This is a genomic window from Oceanivirga miroungae (assembly GCF_902505095.1).
GTDB classification, from domain to species: domain Bacteria; phylum Fusobacteriota; class Fusobacteriia; order Fusobacteriales; family Leptotrichiaceae; genus Oceanivirga; species Oceanivirga miroungae.
Window position 1 is genome coordinate 538,497 of the sequence record NZ_CABWIB010000001.1, and the last position, 19,094, is coordinate 557,590.

12 protein-coding genes are annotated in these 19,094 nt (G+C 25.3%); all 12 read left to right on the forward strand.

The window, feature by feature from the left end:
* The 12 genes from OMES3154_RS02765 (at position 1) to OMES3154_RS02820 (ending at position 19,087) form a co-directional block, all read left to right on the forward strand.
* Positions 1 to 759, forward strand: a complete 759-nt coding sequence (locus tag OMES3154_RS02765; protein ID WP_156683279.1) for an undecaprenyl-diphosphate phosphatase — start codon at positions 1 to 3, stop codon at positions 757 to 759.
* A 7-nt stretch (positions 760 to 766) separates the two neighbouring features.
* A complete protein-coding gene (locus OMES3154_RS02770; RefSeq protein ID WP_156683280.1) occupies positions 767 to 2,149 on the forward strand; it encodes a coproporphyrinogen III oxidase in 1,383 nt (460 codons plus the stop codon).
* Positions 2,150 to 2,935, forward strand: a complete 786-nt coding sequence (locus OMES3154_RS02775; RefSeq protein ID WP_156683281.1) for an ADP-ribosylglycohydrolase family protein — start codon at positions 2,150 to 2,152, stop codon at positions 2,933 to 2,935.
* 172 nt (positions 2,936 to 3,107) lie between these two features.
* Entirely contained in the window at positions 3,108 to 4,403 is a 1,296-nt protein-coding gene (locus tag OMES3154_RS02780) for an ATP-binding protein (RefSeq protein ID WP_156683282.1), read from the forward strand.
* Between the two features lie 70 nt (positions 4,404 to 4,473).
* Positions 4,474 to 4,662: a hypothetical protein gene (locus OMES3154_RS02785; RefSeq protein ID WP_156683283.1), complete on the forward strand. Its 189-nt coding sequence runs from the start codon at positions 4,474 to 4,476 to the stop codon at positions 4,660 to 4,662.
* Between the two features lie 68 nt (positions 4,663 to 4,730).
* Entirely contained in the window at positions 4,731 to 7,520 is a 2,790-nt protein-coding gene (locus tag OMES3154_RS02790) for a DNA methyltransferase (protein ID WP_197271475.1), read from the forward strand.
* Between the two features lie 151 nt (positions 7,521 to 7,671).
* Positions 7,672 to 8,250 carry a hypothetical protein gene (locus tag OMES3154_RS02795; protein ID WP_156683285.1) on the forward strand — a complete coding sequence of 193 codons (579 nt, stop codon included), beginning with the start codon at positions 7,672 to 7,674 and terminating at the stop codon, positions 8,248 to 8,250.
* Between the two features lie 15 nt (positions 8,251 to 8,265).
* Positions 8,266 to 10,617, forward strand: a complete 2,352-nt coding sequence (locus OMES3154_RS02800) for a PD-(D/E)XK nuclease family protein (RefSeq protein ID WP_156683286.1) — start codon at positions 8,266 to 8,268, stop codon at positions 10,615 to 10,617.
* Positions 10,607 to 13,492, forward strand: coding sequence for a UvrD-helicase domain-containing protein (locus OMES3154_RS02805; protein WP_156683287.1), 2,886 nt, complete (start codon positions 10,607 to 10,609; stop codon positions 13,490 to 13,492). Before OMES3154_RS02800 ends, OMES3154_RS02805 begins: the two co-directional genes overlap by 11 nt.
* Positions 13,493 to 13,695: 203 nt before the next feature.
* A complete protein-coding gene (pnp, locus tag OMES3154_RS02810) occupies positions 13,696 to 15,882 on the forward strand; it encodes a polyribonucleotide nucleotidyltransferase (RefSeq protein WP_156683288.1) in 2,187 nt (728 codons plus the stop codon).
* Positions 15,866 to 16,480, forward strand: a complete 615-nt coding sequence (gene pgsA, locus OMES3154_RS02815) for a CDP-diacylglycerol--glycerol-3-phosphate 3-phosphatidyltransferase (protein WP_231679257.1) — start codon at positions 15,866 to 15,868, stop codon at positions 16,478 to 16,480. The genes pnp and pgsA overlap by 17 nt, the downstream gene beginning before the upstream one ends.
* Positions 16,481 to 19,087, forward strand: coding sequence for a cation-translocating P-type ATPase (locus OMES3154_RS02820; protein WP_156683290.1), 2,607 nt, complete (start codon positions 16,481 to 16,483; stop codon positions 19,085 to 19,087).
* The last annotated feature ends 7 nt before the right edge of the window (positions 19,088 to 19,094 follow it).

Below are 19,094 nucleotides of genomic sequence, written 5' to 3' on the forward strand. Positions count from 1 at the left end.
ATGTTTTTTAAAATAATATTATTTAGCTTTATAGAAGGCTTAACAGAATTTATACCTATTAGTAGTACAGGGCATCTAATAATACTTGATCACTTTGTATCTTTATCAAAAAATACACAGTTTACTCATGCTTTTTCAGTAATAATTCAATTAGGAGCAATTTTAGCAGTTTTAGTCTATTTTAAGGATAAAATTTTTAGTTTAAAAAAAGAAGACATATTAAAAATATTAGTAGCAGTTATACCTGCTGCTATTTTAGGCTTATTATTCGATGATATAATTGATCACTATTTATTTAATATATATGTAGTAAGTAGTTTTTTAATAATTTATGGTATAATTTTACTATACATAGAAAAAATTAAATTTAATAAAAGTATATTAGAATTTAAAAATATTACGTATAAAGTAGCATTTTTTATAGGAGCATTTCAAACATTGGCTTTAATACCTGGAACTTCAAGATCAGCTGCTACAATAATAGGAGCTATGATACTAGGTTTAGATAAGATACTTGCTATTGAGTTTTCATTTTTCTTAGCAATACCTACTATGCTTGGTGCTAGTGGACTTAAGATATTAAAATTACCTATTCTTAGTTTAAGTGAATATATGTATATACTTTTAGGCTTTGTATTTTCATATATATTTGCATATATATTTATTAAATTTTTTATGAAATATATAAAAGGGCATGACTTTAAACTATTTGCTTACTACAGAATAATATTAGGTTTAGTAATTTTAATAATACTATAGGAGAAATATGAAAATAATAAGTGAAATTGATGAAAATAAGTTTAAAGAAATTGTATATACCTTTTTTGAAAATATAAACGACATAGTTAAAATAACAAATAAAAGTGATGATGAAAATATTTTAATAGAGTTTGAAAACGATAATAAAAAATATACATTTAAAAATGAAATATTATTTGATAGAGAAAAACAAATTCAAGCAATGACTAAAGGTGGCTTACTAAATTTATACGGTATAAAAAATGACTGGGGAGCTTTAGTTGGTATGAGGCCAACAAAATTAGTTCATAAATTTTTAGCTGAAGGGAAAAGTTATACTAATATAGAAGAAATTTTAAAAAAAGTATATTTATTAAATGATAATAAAATAAAGCTATTAATAGATATAGTGAAAAATCAAATAGAATATATAGATAAAGATACAGTAGCTTTATACATAGGAATAGCTTTTTGTCCCACTAAATGTACTTATTGTTCTTTTCCAGCCTATTTAAAAAAAGGAAAGTATGAAAAAATATATGACTTATACATAAAAACATTAAATGAAGAAATAAAGCTAATGGGGGATTTATTAAAAAAATTAGATGTTAAAATAAATAGTATATATATAGGAGGAGGAACTCCAAGTTTTTTATCATATGATGAATTAGAAGAACTATTATCAAATGTTTCTAGTAATTTTAATTTAGAATATTTAAAAGAATATACTTTTGAAGCTGGTAGAATAGATACTATTGACTATGAAAAACTAAAACTTTTAAAAAGTTTTTTTGTTGATAGGATAAGTATAAATCCACAAAGTTTTAAAGAATCAACATTAAAAAGAGTAAATAGATACCATTCAATAGAAAAGTTAAATGAAGTATATAAAATGGCAAAGGACTTAAACTTTATAATCAATATGGACTATATCCTAGGACTTCCACTAGAAACAACAGAGGATATACTAAATACAATAGAAAAAATGAGTGAATATGACGCTAAAAATATTACAATACATAATTTAGCCTTAAAAAAAGCAAGTTATTTAACTAAAAATAAGTATGAATTAGATAGTGAAAAAATAGATTTTAAAAAAGTATATGAAAAAATTTATGAATATGCAGATAAAAATGGATATATACCTTATTACATGTATAAGCAAAAAAAATCTTATGGAGAAAATATAGGTTTTTGTAAAAAAGAGTCGCAGTCTATATATAATATAGATATGATAGAGGAAAATAAGAATGTATTTTCAATAGGAGCTGGAAGTATTACAAAATTAATAAAAAAAGATGAGATAAAAAGAATTGTAATGCCAAAAGATCCAATAATGTATGTTAATGAGTTTAAAGATAGAATAGAGAAAAAAATAGCAGATATTTTAGATTTTTATGAGCAGGAGTAAATGGTAGGAGCAGTAATTGGAGATATAGTAGGATCTCGTTTTGAATTTAAAAATAATAAAAGTAAAGAATTTTTGTTATTTACAGAACAAAATAAATTTACAGATGATAGCCTTTTAACCATAGCAATAGCAAATGCTTTTAATATTAGTAAGACTGATTTTAGTGATTTAGAAAAAAATACTATAAACAGTATTCAAACACTAGCAAGAAAATATAATAATCTGGGTTATGGTTTTAGTTTCTATAACTGGGTATTTTCTTCAGATCCTAAACCGTATAATAGTTTTGCAAATGGTGGTTCTATGAGAGTTAGTTCTGTAGCTTATGCAGCTAAAAATCTAGAAGAAGTAAAGAAATTAACTAAAATAGTTACAGAAATCACTCATAATCATATAGAAGCAATAAAAGGTGCTACTTGTGTAGCAGAAGTAATTTATTTGGCTAGAACAGGTAAAAAAATTAAAGAGATTAAAGAATATGTAGAAAAAAATTATTATGAACTAAACTTTACATTAGATGAAATAAGACCTACATACTTATTTGATTTATCTACCAAAAATACAGTACCAGTAGCCCTAGAGGCATTCTTTGAGTCAAATAGTTTTGAAGATGCAATAAGAAATGCAATTTCAGTTGGTGGAGATTCAGATACTATAGCTGCAATTACTGGTAGTATTTCTGAAGCTTATTATAAGGTTCCAGAAGATATTAGAGAAAAAGCACTAAGCTATTTACCAAAAGAGCTATTAGATATATTAGTTGAATTTGAAAATAAGTATGAATAGATAGGCACAAGATGGAGTGAGAAATCACTCTATTTTTGCGAATAACTTGAAATAAAAAGGTGGAATTCCACTTAAATTTAACGATAATCTTGAAAAGAATATTTCTATATGCTAAAATAAACTTGAAATAAAAAGGTGGAAATCCACTTAAATTTTATGGGTTGGGTGAAATATGATAATTAAAAGAGATTATTACTTGAATAAAATAATAAGTAAAAAAGAAAATGGAAGAATAAAGATTATTACAGGGATAAGAAGGTGCGGTAAATCATATCTGTTGTTCAAATTATATAAGGATTATTTAATGTCAACTGGAATAAATGAACAACAAATTATATCTATTGCACTAGATGAGATTGATAATCTTGATTATAGAAATCCATTTAGATTAAATGAGTATATAAAAGAGAAATGCAAAGAAAATAATTTGAAATATTATATTTTTATAGACGAAATTCAACTATCTGAGACTGTTAGAAATCCATACAGTGAAAGTAAAGAAAAAAATGTAACATTTGTTGATGTTTTGCTAGGACTTATGAAAAAGGAAAATTTAGATATTTATGTTACAGGGAGCAATTCTAAAATGCTCTCCTTTGATGTGCTTACTCAATTTAGGGATCGTGGAGATGAAATTCATATAGATCCACTATCGTTTTCAGAAGTATGTGATTTGTTTGAAAATAAGGATTTGGCTTTTGAACATTATACTTTATATGGGGGAATGCCATATATATATAGACTAGAAAGTGATGAAGAAAAAAGTAGATATTTAAAAGATTTATTTAAAGAAACTTATATAAAAGATATTATTGAAAGAAATAACATACAAAATGATAAAGAAGTTCTTGAGATATTACTAGATTTTATATCGTCTGCTATTGGTTCACTTACAAATCCTACAAAACTTTCGAGACGATTTTTATCGGAAATACAAACAAAAATATCTTCAAATACCATTTCAAGATACCTTAGTTTTTTTGAAGAAGCGTATATATTATATAGTGCTAATAGATATGATGTTAAGGGCTCTAGGTACTTTTCAACACCACTGAAATACTATTTTGCAGATATTGGACTTAGAAATGCAAGACTTAATTTTAGACAAGTAGAACAAACTCATATTATGGAAAATATTATTTATAATGAACTGCTTAGTAGAGGTTATAACATTGATGTCGGTTTAGTTGAATATGACTATAAAAAAGATGGAATCAGAAAAAAGATTCAGTTAGAAGTGGATTTTGTCATAAATAAAGGACATCAAAGATATTACATTCAATCAGCTTTAAATATTGATAGTGAAGAGAAAAAAGAACAAGAAACAGCCTCACTTCGTAAAATAGATGATTCATTTAAGAAAATTGTGATTGTGAAAAACAGCATTATTCCAAGATATGATGATAATGGAATTTTATATATTGGAGTAAAGGAGTTTTTGTTGAATAAAACTTTTCTGGAGTTATAAAATTATTTGTGTCATTCAAGGTCAAATAAGATAAAAAATTATAAAAAGTAGAAAAACTGAGCTTGTACATATGTCAGAATTATATGTAGAAAATATAGGTTTTTGTAAAAAAGATTCTATAGATATGATAGAAGAAAATAAAAATGTATTTTCAATAGGAGCTGGAAGTATTACAAAACTAATAAAAAAAATATTAAAATCTAAAATAAAGGAAGATGAAGTATATATGTCAGCTAATAAAATAACTATTATTCATTAAAAGTTCAAAAAATTATGGAGCATAGATATTTTTAGAAACTGATGACTTGTGAAATAAAGGGGAGTATAATGATAAACTATAAAAAAATGGCTAACTGGTTTAGTGAACGTTGGAAAGATAGAGGGTATGAAAAGGGAGAGACTAGTAAGTTTTGGATAGACTTATTACAAAATGTTTATGGTATTGAAAATGCTACTAATTACATATTTTTTGAAAAGTCAGTACAATTAAAAAATAAGAGTTTTATTGATGCTAGCATACCTAGTACTAATGTAATAATAGAGCAAAAAAGTATAGATAAAGATTTAACAAAAAAAGAAAAACAATCAGATGGTGAGTATATGACACCATATGAACAAGCCAAAAGATACTCTGATGAATTACCTAGATCAGAAAAGCCAAAATATATAATTGTATCGAATTTTAAAGAATTTCATATTCATGATATGGAACACCCACACTCTGACCCACAAATTATACTTCTAAAAAATTTAGATAAAGAATACCATAGACTCCTATTTTTAGTAGATGAAAAACATAAAAATATTCAAAAAGAAAAAGAAGTTTCATTAAAAGCAGGAGAACTAGTAGGTAAGATATATGATGAACTTTTAAAGCAATATAATGATAAAAATAGTCCAGAAACACTAAATAATTTAAATATCTTGTGTGTAAGACTTGTTTTTTTACTATATGCAGAAGACAGTGGGATTTTAGGTAAAAGAGATATGTTTTATGATTATTTAAATAAATATAGAGATAATGTAAATACATTTAGAAATTCATTAATTGAACTATTCAAAATACTAAATCAAAAACCAGAAGAAAGAGATCCATATCTAGATAAAGAATTATTAGATTTTCCATATATAAATGGAGGACTTTTTGCTGATGATAAGGTAGTAATACCTAGAATTACAAAAGAAATAATTGAAATAATATTAGATAAAGCAAGTATAGGATTTGATTGGTCTGATATTAGTCCTACCATATTTGGTGGTGTATTTGAATCAACATTAAATCCAGAAACTAGAAGATTTGGTGGAATGCACTATACTTCTATAGAAAATATACATAAGCTAATAAACCCACTATTTTTAGAAAATTTAGAAAAAGAATTCAGTGAAATAAACAATATTAAGTTATTAACAACTAGAAAAAAAAGACTTTTAGAATTTCAAGATAAAATAGCTAATCTAACATTTTTAGATCCAGCATGTGGTTCGGGTAATTTTTTAACGGAGACATATTTATCTCTAAGAAGATTAGAAAATAGGCTAATAAGAGAGTTAAACAACCAAGGGCAAATAAGTATAGGTGAAACTCAAGATGATATTATAAAAGTGTCATTAAAACAATTTTATGGAATAGAAATAAATGACTTTGCAGTAGTTGTAGCTAAAACAGCCTTATGGATAGCAGAAGCACAAATGTTTATGGAAACTATGAGTATAGTAAATAGAGATAATGATTTCTTACCGTTAAAATCATTTACTAATATTGTAGAAGCTAATTCCTTAAGAATTAATTGGGAAGATATAATAAAAGCAGAAGATTTAAACTATATTATGGGGAATCCGCCTTTTGTAGGTAAAAAGTTTCAAAATAGAGAACAAAAAAAGGATATGGAATTAATTTTAGGAGACATAAAAGGGTATAATATGCTTGATTATGTTTCTTGTTGGTATCATAAATCTATAAAAATATTTGAAAAAAATAAAGATATTAAAATAGCTTTTGTTTCAACAAATTCAATATGTCAAGGTGAGCAAACTTCAATTATGTGGGAGGAAATTTTAAAAAAAGATATAAACATTAATTTTGCATATCAAAGTTTCAACTGGGAAAGTGAAGCTAATGATAAAGCTCATGTTTATTGTGTAATAGTTGGACTTTCTAAAAAGAGTAATGAGAAAAAAAGGCTTTACTATAAAGAATTAGAATATAAATTGGTAAATAATATAAATGCATATCTATATAGTGGTGAAAATATATTCTTAAAAAGAAGAACATCTCATATTCAAAATGAGTTAGAAATGACAGATGGAAATGTCCCTATAGATGATAATCAATTAAAACTTGAATTAGAAGAATTAAAAGAACTAGAAAAAAAAGAACCTCAGAGTTTAAAGTATATAAAAAAATTAACAGGTAGCAATGAATTCATAAATAAGAAAGAAAGATTTGTTATATGGATAGAAGAATATAATCCAGGTGAAATAAGAAATATGCCTATTATTTCTGATAGAATTAAAAAAGTAAGAGAATTTAGATCGAATAGTAGCACAAAATCTACTTCTAAATTAGCAGATATACCATATAGATTTAGAGATACAAGAAATCCTAAAACAGCTTTAATAATACCAAGAGTTAGTAGTGAAAGAAGAAAATATGTTCCAATAGGCTTTATAACTTCAGACACAATAGCACTAAATTCAGTGTTATTATTGTCAAACGCTAGTCTATATCACTTTGGTGTTTTAACATCTAATGCTCACATGATATGGCTTGATAAAATAGGCGGGAAATTAGAAACAAGATATAGATATTCTGCAACAGTGGTGTATAATAATTTTCCATTTCCTAAATGCAGTGAAAGTCAAAAAGAAAAAATAGAACAAACAGCTCAAAAGATTTTAGAAGTAAGAGATAAGTATGCTAATTCAACTTATGCAGATCTATATGATACTTCATTTATGCCAGAAGATTTAAGAAAGGCTCATTATGAAAATGATAAGGCTGTATGGGAAGCGTACTCTAAGGCTTATGAATTTGGTAATGAAGATTCATGTTTTGAATTTTTATGTAATCAATATGAAAAATTAACAAAAAAAGAAAGACTTAGTAAGAAAAAGTAAAGTATAAAAGAACATAACAAAAAACTCGAAATAAAAAGGTGGAATTCCACTTAAATTTTATATGTTAGAATAAAAGTGTTTTTGTTGAATAAAACTTTGCTTGTGTCATTCAAGCTCAAATAAGTTGAAAAATTATAAAAAGGAGAAAAACTTGGCAAGAAAAAAAAGTAAGAAGGTAAAGTATAAATATGAAAAGGCAATAATATCTTTTTTTGTATTCCTATTAACTACATTTATCTTTGTGAATAAACCATATAAAAATATACTAAATAAGAAAGAAAATGAAACTAAAAATTTATCAAATGAATATCATGTCGAAATAAATGAAGAAGTGGTATTAAAAGAGTATACCAAAAATAAAAGAGATATTAATAGTATATCTTATGATGATTATGCTAACTTAAATTTATCTAAAAAAAAGATAGAAAGCATATTAGAGTATAAAGAATATATGGGGCAAATAAACGAAATAAAAGAATTAGAGAATATACCATATATAAGTTCAGATGATCTATCTAAAATATCTAAGGTATTTAAAGATGCAAGCTATAAAAAGTATAAAAGACATAATATAAATAAGATGACAAAAAAAGAATTAAAATATCTAGGCTTATCTAACTATGATATAAAAAAGATAATTTCATACAGAAAAAAATATAAGATAAAAAATTTAATTGAGTTAGAAAAAATAATAGGAAATAAGTATAATTTGAAAAATATTGAGTTTTAAAAAAAGGGGGGCTTTATGATTAAATTCAATTTTAAAAGTATAAAAGAAGAATATATCAAAAATGATTCTAAAGATATTTTGTACTTAGAAAGTCAAAGCGATGTTGTTGAATTTTTTGAAAATGTCATACTGGTGGATAGTATCGTTTTAAAAGAAGAAAAAGAAAGTTTACTATTTTATTCACTTTTATCAGAGGGGGAGAAAAAAACATTTAATATTTCTTCGTATTTTGATTCTATAGACACAGCATACAACTACTATAGACTAATAAAAGAGCTATACTACAATAATATTAGTTATGAAATGTTAGAACTAGAAAAATGGCAAGAAAAATACATGAAAGCAATATATAACATACATAATAAGATGATAGAGAAAAAAAATAAAGAAAATATAATGCCAACATATTTAATTTTCCATGACTATAAAATTAATAGTGAGTATATAAAAAGATATAAAAAGATAGTTTTTGTAAATAAAATGTATACAAATAAAAAAGAATTGGAAGTATTAAATAAATTAGATATCGAAATTGAATATTTACTATTTACTGATGAAAATGATTTTAATAAAGAAAAAATGATACTAGAAAATATAACAGTAGAAAAGTTAGATAATAAAGTATCATTAAATAGTTTTACTGATACAAAAACAATGCTTCTGTATTTAACAGAAAAATTAAGTAAAGATAATTTAGATGTACATATAAATGATGTGAACGATAAAAGAGAATACAATGAAATTTCTTGTAATTTACTTAACTGGCATAAGAAAAATTATCTAAATAAATCAAAAAGCTATAAACTTTTAAATAGTATATATGATATAGAAAATAGTCTTGATAAAAAGACAAAAAAAATAGAATTACAAAGTATATATTTTGCTACATTAGATGAAGAATTTAACTCTTTTTTCAATATATCTTATGATATTTTAGAAAAAGTAAAAAAAGAATATATGAGTACAAAAAAGTATGTAGATATAGATTCATATGAATTTTTAGAAGAACTACTAAATTATGATGTATTTAAACTTTGTGATGACATATCTAAAAAATACAAAGATGAAACAGATAAATTTTTAGAAGCAGTATCTGAAATATATGTTTTAAAAGATTTTTCTTTATTAAAATACATAGATAAGAAAAAAGATGTGTATAAACTAATATTAAAATACTTAGATGCTAAAAAAGATTCTAGTAAATTAAAAAGCGAAAAGTATGAAATACTAAATCCTACTAATGAGAAAAAAGAAAATTATTTTTTACTAAATGCCCAAGCTAATATGGACATGAATGTTAGAGAATACATATTAGATGCTAACCAAAGAAAGAAATTAAATTTAAAAAAAGCAAATGATTTTAAATATGCAAAATACTATCCATTTGTTCGTCAAATGTATTTATCTAATAATGTAGACATACTGTATATAAAAAATGAAGAAAATGATATAGATATAAAATCAGTATTTAAAAGCATATTTGTTGAAAATGATGTTAAGGAAAAAAATATATCATATTCATCAAAAGAAATAAAAAAACACCTTATGTATATTAGTCAGGACAGAAATGATGTAAAAGAAAATTCTGATTTTTTAACAGAAAATGACTATATTAAAGTAGAAAAAGAAGATTTTTCAGATATTAAAATAAATGGTTACTCAATATCAAGCTTTATGGAAGATTTAATGTCATATATTTTAAAAAAATATATAGATAAAAATAAATTAAAATACATAAGTATAGATGATACAAGTATAAGTAATATTACAATAGGAAATATTATACATGAAATAGTAGAAACTGCATTAGAAGAAAAAGTAGAAAACATACAAGATTTAAAGAAAATAAAAGAAAAAGTTTTAAATGTGTATAAAGACTACATAAAAAAAGAATACTTTGGTATTTATAGTGTTTTACTATTTGATGAAGTATTAGAAGATGTATTAAAATATGTTTTAAAATATAGAAAATATGGTGTAGTTTGTGAGAAAAAGCTTGAACTTGATATAGATGATAATATAAAGATAAACTATATAATAGATACCTTATTTGAAAAAGATAATAAATATATAGTATCTGATATAAAATCAGGAATGAATAAAAATTCCATAATCTATGACTATCAAGTAAATCTATATAAAACCTTTTTAGAATATAGTGAAAACAAAGAAGTTATAGATACATTAGTATATTATCCCTTTGATGAAAATAAAGAAGTAAAAACAGATAAAAAAGAGTTTACATATTCTGAGTTTTTAGAAAGGGTAAATTATGTTAGAGGTTTAGACAAAATACAAATAGAAAAAAATGTATTGGAGTATAATTTAAAAAATATCATAAGAGGAGTTAAATCTAATGAAAGCTAAAATAATAAATGCTAGTGCTGGAACTGGTAAAACATATACTATGGCAATAGAATATTTAAAAGCCTTAAATAAGGGTGTAAAGTATGATGAAATACAGGTTATAACATTTACTAAAAAAGCAACATCAGAAATCAAAGAAAGAGTAATTAAATTTTTATATAATATAATTTTTGAAGAAAACAACTATGAAGACATAATAAAGTCTATGGGTGTTAAGATAAATCACAAGCTATTAAAAGAAGTATATTTTGATATGATTAAAAACTCAGAAAATATCAAAATAAGTACAAATGATGCCTTTATAAATAAAATATTTAAACTAGCAATAGCTCCATATAAAAATATATATTCTTATGAGGTATTATCAAGTGATGATGATAATTTAATTCAAACTATTTTAGAAAAATTAATAGAAAATGATTATGAAGAATTTAAAGAACTATATATGTTTAATTCTAAGAAAAAAATAGATGAATTAAAAGAAATAATAAAAGATGGCATTATAAAAAATAGAAACGTGTTATACCATCTAATAAACAAAGAAAGTGATTTATTAAATAACAAAAAATATGATTTAGAACTAATGAAAGAAGATTTATTAAAAGAATTTTCTGAATTTTCTGATATAGTTTTTGAAAATGAATCACGTGGTAAATTAAATGTATTTTCAGTTTCAAAAGATTTAATTGAAAGAATTAAAAATAGTAAAAATGCAAAGAGCCTTATTAAAGTATTTAATGAGTTTAAAAATAAAAGTTTCATAACAACGACTTATGTAAAAACAAGTTCAGCTTTCTATAATGAAGCAGTTAAAATAAATGAAATTGTTGAAAATAAAAAAGAAGCTATGTGTGAACTATATTTAGAAGATGTAATATATAAATATAATATAATTTATAGAAAAATAGCAAAAAAAGTATACGATTACTTAGAAGAAATAAACTTTAGAGAAAGAAGATTCACTTTTTCTGATATTTCTTTTTATACAGATAAGTATTTTTCTGAAAAAGAAATTGGACTTGTAAAAAATGGGTTTGCTCAAGATAAACTCTATGATATTATAGGCTCAAATATAAAAGTATTCATGATAGATGAGTTTCAAGATACGGATAATGTTCAATTAAAAATATTTATGCCATTACTTAGAAATTGTCAAGAAGTTTTAATAGTAGGAGACTATAAGCAAGCAATTTATGCTTTTCGTGGAGCAAATAGTTCTATATTTAAAAATATATCAAGTATATTAGAGAAAAATATAGCTGATATTGAAATTGAAACAAAAAGTTTAAATACTTGTTATAGAACAAGAGAAAATATAGTTGAGTATGTAAATAATAAGTTTTTAAATTTAGAAAACTATGATTATGAAAATGTAGGCTATGTAAAAGATAAAGGGCATGTAGAAGTAATTGAAGTAAAAAAAGAAGAAGCTAAAAATGATGGTATTTTTAGTGTTATTGCTAATAAACTTAAGGGAAACGAAAATAAATCGGCTGCCATCTTGTTTAACACAAATAACCAAATATCTAAAATGAGTTATGAGCTATATAAAAATAATATGGAATATAATTCAATAGAATCTATGCTTTTAGTAAAAGATAAAAATATTAAAGTGATAAAGCTTTTAATAGACTACTTAGTTACAAAGGATACATATAAGTTACTTGAATTTTTAAGATCTGATTTAATACAAATGAGTATAAATGATGTTAAAAAGTTTATTGATAACAAGTTAGAAGAAAATAGTATAATAAAGAGTATAAGAAGCCTTGAAAAAAATTCTTCTGATTTTAAGAGAAAGTACATAAGTTCTTTTGGCTATAGCGAAAATATGAGTGATGATGAAATAATAAATATAAACAACTTTTTAGATTTAGTAGATAAGGCAAATAATCTAAAAGATTTTTATGATAATTATGATAAGAATTTATCTGGTATAAAAAAAGTAAATAGCAAAAACCAAAAAGCAATTAATATATTAACTATACATAGTTCAAAAGGTTTAGAATATGATGATATACATATTTTACACGAATTTAAAAAAGATGATTTAAAAGATTTTAAAATAGCATATAAAAGAGAAAATGGTGAGATAATTGATTATCTATTTATTAAAAAAAGAGCTATTATAGAAGAAACAAAAGTTGGTAAAGAATTTGTAGAATATTTTAGGGAAGATGAATTAGAAAATTCTAAAAATCTTGCTTATGTTGGACTTACAAGACCTAAAAATAATCTATATGTTTACTATATAGAAGGTAAAGAGGAAGATAACTACTTAAAATTAAAAGGCGAAAAAGTAAGTAGTGTTTATGAAGATAATGAAATTGGAAATGACATAGAAAATGTAAAAGAAATAGAATTTAGTAATAGTATGTTCTATACTAAAACTGAATATGAAGAAAGTAAAAAAACTGGTATAAAAAATAGTTTAAAAATGGAGTTAAAAAGAAAAAATGGTCTAGCACTTCATTACTATATGCAGTACATAAAATCAAAAGAAGATATGAATGTAGCTAAATCTATGCTATATAAAAGATATGCTAATTTAATAGGGCCTAGTGAAACTAAAAAATTAATAGAAAAAGCAAATCTATTCATAGAAAATAACGAAGATATGTATGATATTAAAAAATATGAAATATACAATGAGTTTGAAATAAAAGATGATGAATATAATCTATATAGAATAGACAGAGTAAATATAGATAATAAAAATAAGAAAATAATTATATTTGATTATAAAACAGAAAAAAATGCAGAAAATAACAAAGTGTATAAAGAACAAATAGCTAAATATAAAGAAATTATTGAAGGCAAAAAAGGATATGAGGGCTACGATGTTCAAACCAAGTTAGTAAGTATAGAACTTTAATTGTATTAAAACAAAGCAGTAAGATATATTTCTTGCTGCTTTTTAAAATATAAACTAAGTAAAATCAATGCTTTATGTATTGATAGAAGTTTGAAAATATGTTAAAATGTAAAATAATGGCCTAAGATGTAAGTAATGTTGGAGCTCTAATAAATATTAGATTTGCAATATTATTTACAGGGCCTTAAATTAAAGGAGGAAATATGTTTCAAAATGAAAAAAACTTTGAAATAAATGTTGGAAATAGCGTATTAAAAGTTAATACTGGTAAAATAGCAAGACAAGCAAGTGGGTCTGTTATGCTTGAAATGGGAGATACAAAGGTATTAGTAACTGCTACTAGATCAAAAGATGTAAGAGATGGTCAGGACTTTTTCCCATTAACGGTAGACTACATTGAAAAAATGTACGCAAGTGGTAAATTTCCAGGTGGATTTATTAAAAGAGAAGCAAAACCATCAACAGAAGAAATTTTAATTTCAAGAATAGTTGATAGACCTATAAGACCATTATTCCCAGATGGGTTTTTAAATGCAGTACATATAGTAATAAATGTATTATCATTTGATGGTGTAAATATGCCAGAAAACATGGCTACAATAGGAGCAAGTTTAGCTTTAGGGATTTCAGATATACCATTTAGTGGACCAGTAGCAGGAGTTACAGTTGGTATGATAGATGGTAAATATATCTTAAATCCAACAAAAGAAGAACAAGAAAAATCAAGAATTTACTTATCTGTTGCTGGTACAAAAGATGCTATAACGATGGTTGAAGCTAGTAGTGATGAAGTATTAGAAGAAGAAATGTTAAATGCTATTTTATTTGGTCATGAAAATATTAAAAATATTTGTAATAGCCAAATTGAAATAATAAATAGCTTTGATGTTAAAAAAATGGAATTTACAAAAACAGAAATTGATGCTGAAGTTAAGAGTTACTTAGATGAGTATAAAGAAGACATCAAAAAAGCTATACTAGTACCAGGAAAACTTGAAAAACAAGAAGCAGTTGAAAATCTAGGTAAAAAATTAGAAGAATTTTTCATACAAGCAAAAGCTCGTGAAATATTAACTAACAAAGAAGAAAAAGATATAGAAGTTGCTATTGATGAATTATTAGGTGTATCTGATGTTAAAGATATTAAATACTACAAAAAACACTTAAGAGCATACTATCACGATTTAGAAAAGGAAATAGTAAGAAACTTAATAATATTTGATAAATATAGACCAGATGGAAGAAAAATAGATGAAATAAGACCTTTATATGCAGAAATTGATACTTTAAAAATGCCACATGGATCTGCCTTATTCACTCGTGGTGAAACTCAAAGTTTAGCTACTGTTACACTAGGTACGAAAGATGATGAACAAATAATAGATGGTCTTGAAGAAGAAAGTAGAAAAAAATTCTTCTTACACTATAACTTCCCACCATTTTCAGTAGGAGAAGCTGGTTTTTTAAGAGCTCCAGGAAGAAGAGAATTAGGGCATGGAAACTTAGCAGAAAGAGCACTAAAAGCTGTAATGCCATCAGAAGAAGAATTTCCATATACTGTAAGAGTTGTATCAGAAATTACAGAATCAAATGGGTCAAGTTCACAAGCTAGTATTTGTGGTGGAAGTTTAGCATTAATGGCAGCAGGTGTACCTATTAGAAAAACTGTTGCAGGAATTGCTATGGGACTTATTAAAGAAAATGATGAGTATACAGTATTAACGGATATTCAAGGTTTAGAAGATCACTTAGGAGATATGGACTTTAAAGTTGCTGGAACTAAAGATGGAATAACGGCTATTCAAATGGATATAAAAATAGAAGGTATAAGTCGTGAAATAATGGATATAGCATTAAAACAAGCAAATAAGGCTAGATTTGAAATCATAGAAGTTATGGAAAATGTAATAAAAGAACCTAGAAAAGAATTAAGTCCAACTGCGCCAAAGATTATAAATCTTCAAATTGATCCTAATACAATAGCAATACTAATAGGACCAGGTGGAAAAAATATTAAAGCTATTATAGATGAAACAAATGTTCAAATTGATATAGAAGATGATGGAAGAGTAAGTATTTACGGTAAAGATCAAGCTATGATGAATAAGGCAAAAGAGTTAGTTGAAATGGCAACATTCACGCCAGAATTAGACAAGGTATATAAAGGGCGTGTTGTAAAGCTTGCTAAATTTGGAGCTTTTGTTGCATTAGCACCAGGAAAAGAAGGCTTACTACATATATCTGAAATAAGTGATAAAAGAATTAAAAATGTTGAAGATGCATTAGTAGAGAATCAAGAAGTAGTAGTTAAAGTTATAAGTATGGAAAATGATAAATTTAGTTTAAGTATGAAAAAGGTAGGGAATGAAGATGATGGAAAAAATGAATAGAGCAAATCAATTAACAATATTAAGAATAATACTAATAGTTCCATTTTTATTATTTTTATGGTTATCATATTTTGGTGGTAGTGATATAACGTATATCTTAGTTGTTAAAGCAACATTTAGAATAATAGCTCTTGCAATATTTGCAATAGCAGTTATCACAGACTATTATGATGGAAAAATAGCAAGAGAAACTAATACAGTGACTGACTTTGGGAAATTAATGGACCCTATTGCAGATAAATTACTAACATTTACATTCTTACTTGTATTATTACAAGCTGGAGTTATAAGCTTATTATTAGTTTTAATACTATTATTTAGAGAGTTTTTCATAACAGCTATAAGAGCATTAGTATCAAATAAAACTTCTAAAATAATACCAGCATCAAAATATGGAAAGTATAAAACAATTGCTTTATACGTTGGCTTATTTATAATAGGATTAATACCAGTATTTCCATATATAACATATATGTTAAATTCAATAATATTATTACCAGCAGTAGTACTTAGCATTATATCTGCTATTTCGTACACAAAGACTGCAATTTCATTATTAGAAGGTGAAAATGAAGAAATTGAAATAGAAGGAGAGTAGATGAGTTTACATAATAAAAAAATAGAAGAGATAGTAAGTATATTTGATACAGACTTAAATAAGGGTTTATCGAACGAAGAAGCTAAAAAAAGATTAGAAAAAAATGGAAAAAATGAATTAAAAGAAGCAAATAAGAAAACAATATTTCAAATATTTTTTGAGCAAATAAATGATGTTATGATTTATGTTTTAATTGTTGCAGCAGTAATTACTACAATAGTTAATAAAGAATTTACAGATGCAATAATAATTTTATTAGTTGTAATTGTTAATGCAGTAGTTGGTGTAACACAAGAGCTAAAAGCAGGAAAAGCACTAGAAGCACTTAAAAAAATGACAAATCCAAAAGCAGTTGTTATAAGATCTGGTAAAACATTTGAGATAAATTCTAGTGATTTAGTTGTAGGAGATATAGTCTTATTAGATGCAGGTAGAGTAGTTCCGGCTGATTTAAGATTAGTTGAAACTAGTAGTTTACAAATAGAAGAAAGTAGTTTTACGGGAGAATCAGTACCAGTTAATAAAGATGCTAGTGTAATATTAGAAGAAGATACTCTAATGTCTGATAGAATAAATCTAGCATTTATGTCAACTCTTGTTAGCTATGGTCGTGCTAAAGGTGTTGTAATTGCAACTTCAAATGATACACAAATTGGAAAAATTGCTGATATGTTAGATACTGAAGATGAAAAAACGCCGCTTCAAGTTAAAATGAATAAGCTAGGAAAACAGTTAGGATATATAGCTATAGTTATATGTGTTTTAATCTTTGTTATAGGGATAATGCAAAAAAGAGGAGCAGTTGAAATGCTAATTACCTCTATAAGCTTAGCAGTAGCAGCGATACCTGAAGGTTTAGTTGCAATAATTGCTATAGTACTATCTTTAGGTGTTACAAGAATGAGTAAAAAAAATGCTATTATTAAAAAATTACCTGCAGTTGAAACACTAGGTTCTGTTAACTATATTTGTTCAGATAAAACTGGGACTCTAACGCAAAATAAGATGACAGTTGTTAAAACATTTACAAAAGATATTGATGAAAATCTATTAACAAAAGCATTCATATTATCATCAGATGCTAAAATAGAAGGGGATATACAAATAGGAGACCCAACAGAATTAGCACTAATAGCAAAAGGAATAAATGAAGGTATATTAAGAGATTCATTAGATGAATTACACCCTAGAGTAGATGAATACTCTTTTGATTCAGATAGAAAATTAATGTCAACCTTAGTTAAAAATAAAGATTCTTTTAGAGTATATACTAAAGGAGCATTGGATAACTTACTTAAAATTTCAACGCATATTGTAGTTGATGGAAATGTTGTAGAATTTACTGATTCTTTAAAAGAAGAAGTTTTAGAAAAAGCACATGATATGGCAAAAGAAGCTCTAAGAGTATTAGCTGTTGCATATAAGGATACTGATACCAAAATTAGTTCAGATGAATTTGAAAATAACTTAGTATTTATTGGAATATCTGGTATGATAGATCCACCTAGAATGCAAGCATTTGATTCTATAAAAAAAGCACATAAAGCAGGAATTGCAGTAGTCATGATAACAGGAGATCATAAAGATACAGCTTTTGCAATTGCAAAGAATTTAAATATAGCAAGTAGTGAAGATCAAACTATAAGTGGTCCTGAATTAGAAGAAATGTCAGATGAAATGTTAGAAAAAGTAGTTACTAACTATAGAGTGTTTTCAAGAGTTAGCCCTGTTCATAAAGTAAGAATAGTAAAAGCATTAAGAAAAAACAATAATATAGTGTCAATGACAGGTGATGGTGTAAATGATGCACCAAGTTTAAAATCTGCAGATATTGGTGTAGCTATGGGGATAACAGGAACAGATGTAGCTAAAGGCGCAAGTTCAATGATTTTAACAGATGATGATTTTTCTACAATAGTTGTTGCAATAGAAGAAGGTAGAAATATATACGATAACATTAAAAAGGCAATAATATTCTTACTATCATGTAACTTAGGAGAAGTAATATCGATATTTATAGCGACAATATTAGCATGGCCAATACCGCTAATTGCTACTCAAATCTTATGGATTAATCTAGTGACTGATTCATTACCAGCATTAGCATTAGGAGTAGATCCAATAAGCACTGATCAGATGAGTAAAAAGCCTCGTGATAAAGACGAAAACTTCTTTAGTCAAGGTGCATGGTTTAGAGCTTTAGTAGGTGGAACATTAATTGGAACACTTACACTATCAGCCTTTGTTATAGGACTAATAGAAAAAGGTTATAGTTTAAATACTTTAAGTATGGCTGATGAACCTTCATTAGCTTATGCTAGAACAATGGCGTTTATAGTGTTAACTGTATCACAACTGTTCTATGCTTATACAACTAGAAGTAGTGAGGAAAGCTTAATTAAGATAGGAATATTTAAAAATAAATTCTTAAACTATTCATTAATAATAGGATTAGTATTACAATTTAGTTTACTATACATACCAGTATTAAGTGATGCGTTTAAAGTAACTAAACTAAGTATATTTGATTTAGATATAGTTATATTATTTGCATTAATACCAGTTATAGTAAATGAGCTTATTAAAAAGTTTATAAAATTTAAGTAGGTTAAAA

Bases quoted from the DNA above. Each gene is read 5' to 3' on its own strand.
- OMES3154_RS02765 (WP_156683279.1), top strand. From the start codon at position 1: ATGTTTTTTAAAATAATATTATTTAGCTTTATAGAAGGCTTAACAGAA.
- OMES3154_RS02770 (WP_156683280.1), top strand. From the start codon at position 767: ATGAAAATAATAAGTGAAATTGATGAAAATAAGTTTAAAGAAATTGTA.
- OMES3154_RS02775 (WP_156683281.1), top strand. From the start codon at position 2,150: ATGGTAGGAGCAGTAATTGGAGATATAGTAGGATCTCGTTTTGAATTT.
- OMES3154_RS02780 (WP_156683282.1), top strand. From the start codon at position 3,108: ATGATAATTAAAAGAGATTATTACTTGAATAAAATAATAAGTAAAAAA.
- OMES3154_RS02785 (WP_156683283.1), top strand. From the start codon at position 4,474: ATGTCAGAATTATATGTAGAAAATATAGGTTTTTGTAAAAAAGATTCT.
- OMES3154_RS02790 (WP_197271475.1), top strand. From the start codon at position 4,731: ATGATAAACTATAAAAAAATGGCTAACTGGTTTAGTGAACGTTGGAAA.
- OMES3154_RS02800 (WP_156683286.1), top strand. From the start codon at position 8,266: ATGATTAAATTCAATTTTAAAAGTATAAAAGAAGAATATATCAAAAAT.
- OMES3154_RS02805 (WP_156683287.1), top strand. From the start codon at position 10,607: ATGAAAGCTAAAATAATAAATGCTAGTGCTGGAACTGGTAAAACATAT.
- pnp (WP_156683288.1), top strand. From the start codon at position 13,696: ATGTTTCAAAATGAAAAAAACTTTGAAATAAATGTTGGAAATAGCGTA.
- pgsA (WP_231679257.1), top strand. From the start codon at position 15,866: ATGGAAAAAATGAATAGAGCAAATCAATTAACAATATTAAGAATAATA.
- OMES3154_RS02820 (WP_156683290.1), top strand. From the start codon at position 16,481: ATGAGTTTACATAATAAAAAAATAGAAGAGATAGTAAGTATATTTGAT.